Annotated in this window: 2 protein-coding genes; one reads left to right on the top strand and one right to left on the bottom strand. The window is 39.4% G+C overall.

Annotated features, from left to right (window positions below; translation table 11 throughout):
- Positions 1-453 precede the first annotated feature (453 nt).
- Positions 454-3,060, top strand: a complete 2,607-nt coding sequence (ppsA, locus tag AC1DRF_RS18110) for a phosphoenolpyruvate synthase (RefSeq protein ID WP_477741327.1) — start codon at positions 454-456, stop codon at positions 3,058-3,060.
- Between the two features lie 145 nt (positions 3,061-3,205).
- On the opposite strand, the gene AC1DRF_RS18105 is transcribed toward ppsA, so the two are convergent.
- Positions 3,206-3,952 (bottom strand): gamma-glutamyl-gamma-aminobutyrate hydrolase family protein, encoded by a 747-nt coding sequence (locus AC1DRF_RS18105; RefSeq protein ID WP_043981888.1) that lies wholly within the window; start codon positions 3,950-3,952, stop codon positions 3,206-3,208.
- Between the last annotated feature and the right edge of the window lie 168 nt (positions 3,953-4,120).

Raw genomic sequence — 4,120 nt, 5'->3', positions numbered from 1 at the left:
AAGTAGTACTGATAAGCCTTGCGGCGCTTGTGCTGCAGGTGATTATTTATACACTTGCTAGAAAACGAGCGAAGAGATACATTCGTAATACTATGGTTTCGGAATAGTTCAAAAAAAGAGAGTTAATCATCTAATGAGCTAGACTCTTCAGGTGACCAAATGAAAGAAGGGTTAAAATGAGGAGAGATGTTGAAATTTCATTCTCTAAAAAGAAAGTGTTAAATGAGGAAGAACAACAAATCCTTCAAACGTGTACTTACCTGCTTTAAAAAGGATACGAATCAATTAGATAAGTTAGTTATACAACTTTTAAAAATGTAACCGCAAACAAAAAGGTATGTATTTCTCTTCCTACTTTAATTATACCACATAAAAAAACGCCGATATAGACTGTTTATTCTCATTTACTGCTGGTAAAATCAATAAAACATTACCGGTTAGGAGAGATGTTGAATGAACTCTTTAGTTCTTAGCTTTCAAGAAATAAAAGATACACAGCTTTCACTTGTGGGAGGAAAAGCCTTAAATTTAGGCGCGTTAYCAAAAATTCAAGGAATACAAGTACCGGAAGGATTTTGTGTGACAGCGGCCGGGTATCAAAAAGCCCTTGAACAAAATGAAACGTTTCAAGCGTTACTGAACCAGCTGACGATGCTAAAAGCTGATGACCGAGATCAAATTGGTGAAATTAGCGAAAAAATCCGCCAAATCATTCTGGAAATAAAAATTCCTTCGGACGTTGTAAAAGCAGTTATTCATTCTCTCTCTCAGTTTGGGGAAGAGCATGCTTATGCCGTTCGTTCAAGTGCGACTGCTGAAGATTTGCCACATGCTTCTTTTGCTGGTCAGCATGACACCTATTTAAACATCAGAGGCAAAGAAGCTATTCTGCAGCACATTAGCAAATGCTGGGCTTCCCTGTTTACAAATCGTGCGGTAACCTACCGTATTAAAAATGGATTTGACCATAGTCAAGTGCACGTATCTGTTATTGTTCAACGAATGGTTTTTCCGCAGGCTTCAGGTATTTTATTTTCCGCTGACCCAATTACTTCTAACCGAAAGCTGTTATCAATCGATGCGGGATTTGGACTTGGAGAAGCGCTAGTGTCAGGTTTGGTCTCTGCCGATTGCTATAAAGTAAAAGAAGGCGAAATCGTCGATAAAAAAATAGCAGCTAAAAAGGTAGCTATTTACGGATTAAAAGAAGGCGGAACAGAAACAAAGGAAGTTCATTTCGATCTACAAAAAACGCAAGCGCTCACTGACTCTCAAATTTTACAGCTAGAACGCGTTGGAAGACAGCTTGAAGCTTACTTCGGTTGTCCTCAAGATATTGAATGGTGCTTGGCTGAGGATACATTTTATATTGTTCAAAGTCGTCCAATCACTACTTTATATCCAATTCCTGAAGCACATGATCAGGAAAATCGCGTTTATGTATCTGTTGGACATCAACAAATGATGACCGATGCCATGAAACCACTGGGGTTGTCTTTTTTTCTGTTAACGACTAATGCACCTATGCGTACAGCCGGTGGAAGGCTGTTTGTTGATGTCACCCCTATGCTGGCTTCATCTGACAGCAGAAAAATGATGTTAGGTGCCATGGGACAACATGATCCCCTCATGAAAGACGCACTTACAAGCATAATAGAGCGAGGAGACTTTATAAAACCTTTACCAAATGATCAAAGTTCTGGTAAAAGCAATAAAAGCATGCCGCCTACGAAGCCTAAGACACAAATCGAAAACGACTCGACCATAGTTTCTGACTTGATCAAGAAAAATCAAGCATCAATAGAAGAGCTAAAGCAAACCATCCAAACGAAATCTGGGTCGGAATTAGTCGATTTTATTTCAGAAGATATCGGGACATTAAAGAAGATTTTATTTGACCCACAAAGTACAGCTGTGTTTATGGCTGCTATGGATGCTTCATCATGGATCAATGAAAAAATGGAGACGTGGCTAGGTGAAAAAAACGCAGCAGACGTGATTTCTCAATCTGTACCAAACAATATTACATCAGAAATGGGTCTGGCGCTATTGGATGTCGCAGATGTGATTCGTCCTTATCCAGAAGTCATCCATTATTTACAACACGTAAAAGATGATAACTTTTTGGAGAAACTGGTTAAGTTTGAAGGCGGAGAGAAAACTCAAGACGCTATCTATGATTATCTCAGCAAATACGGAATGCGATGCCCCGGCGAAATCGATATTACGAAAACTCGCTGGAGCGAAAAGCCGGCTGCACTTATCCCTGTGATTCTTGGTAATATTAAAAACTTTGAGGCTAACGCTAGCAAGCAAAAATTTGAAAAAGGCCTGCAGGAAGCCTTGAAAAAAGAGCAAGAGCTATTAAACCGCTTGAAGCAATTGCCGGATGGTGAACAAAAAGCAAAAGAAACAAAAGAAAAGATTAATCTCATGCGGAATTTTATCGGTTATCGTGAATATCCCAAATACGGCATGATTAATCGCTATTTTGTTTATAAACAGGCTCTGCTGAAAGAAGCCGCTCAGCTTGTAAAAGCCGGTGTTATTTCTGAAACAGAAAATATATACTATCTGACGTTTGACGAACTTCAAGAAGTCGTGCGCACACATAAAGTGAATGATCAAATCATTACCAAGCGAAAAGAAGAATACCGATTATACACAAAGCTAACACCTCCGCGTGTAATCACGTCTCATGGCGAAATTGTTACAGGTGCGTACAAACGAGAAAATCTTCCGTCCCAAGCAATTGTAGGTTTACCGGTTTCTTCAGGAGTGGTAGAAGGGCGAGCGCGCGTCATTTTAAACATGGAAAATGCTAATCTATCAGAGGGAGATATATTAGTTACTTCCTTTACTGACCCTAGCTGGACCCCGTTATTTGTAGGGATAAAGGGGCTTGTTACGGAAGTTGGCGGACTGATGACTCATGGAGCAGTCATTGCACGTGAATACGGATTGCCAGCGGTTGTCGGCGTAGAGAATGCTACTCGGCTGATAAAAGACGGACAGCAAATTCGCGTACATGGAACAGAAGGATATATTGAAATATTGTAAAAGCTAAAGATGCTTGCGCTGTTTTTCTTCTTTATTAATAGATGAAAATTTGTCTAGATTTCTATGCGTATCTTCAGGTAATACAAAAAGGCAGGCCATTATAATGGCCTGCCTTTTTGTATTGGTGACGCAGTAGATTAAAACGTCAAATGCTGACTTTTTTTACAGCCGACTGCTGCACATGCTCCATAAACAGTTTGAACAAGTTTAGCATTGAAGTATGTTCTTTTGCCATCATTTCTGGATGCCACTGGACGCCGACTACAAATTGTTTTCCTTGTTTTTCAATGGCTTCAATAACTCCATCTTTTGCCCATGCAGAAACTTCAAAACCTGGCGCTACGTCTTTAATAGCTTGATGGTGAAATGAATTAATAAGAGCTTGATTACCGTAAAGGTCATGCAGGCGTGTTCCGTCTTTAATCATGATGGAATGAGAAGGGTCGCTTGTATTTTTGTATTGATCATGTTTGATAAATGACTCTTTAATGTCTGACATGTCTTGATAAAGAGTCCCGCCGTAAGCAACGTTCAAAATTTGTAAGCCGCGGCAAATCGCTAACACCGGCTTTCCTTGATCGATCACATGCTTTAACAATAGCTGTTCAGACTGATCTCGTGCTAAAAAAGGTGAACCCGTTTTGGTTGTCGGTTCTTCTCCGTATAAAAGGGGATTAACGTCTTGACCACCTGATAAAATCAACCCGTCTATACTTTCTGCCTGCGCTTTAATCATTTCTTCATCTTTTAGCACTGGCAAGATAAAAGGAATTCCGCCGCTGAGCGCTGTTGATTCGATATAGTCATTATTCACATACGCTCGCTTATAGCCTGGAAAGCGTCCTCCTTGATCCACAATAATGCTTCCTGATATGCCAATTAAAAATCCCACTGTTGTTTTCTCCTTTTTGTTAAATTACCATTTCTTGAGATGTTCTTTCTTTTTTACTGCGTTGATAAAGTGTGTTCAATCTCTTGCTTTATAAGAAATAAATGGTTATTTTGTTCAACTATTATACATATATACCATATTTGCTTAATAGAAAATGGTATAATAGCC

The organism is Priestia sp. P5_B4 (assembly GCF_056400385.1).
The sequence above is the reverse complement of the archived record's forward strand: the minus strand, read 5'-3'. Positions and strand labels throughout refer to the sequence as shown.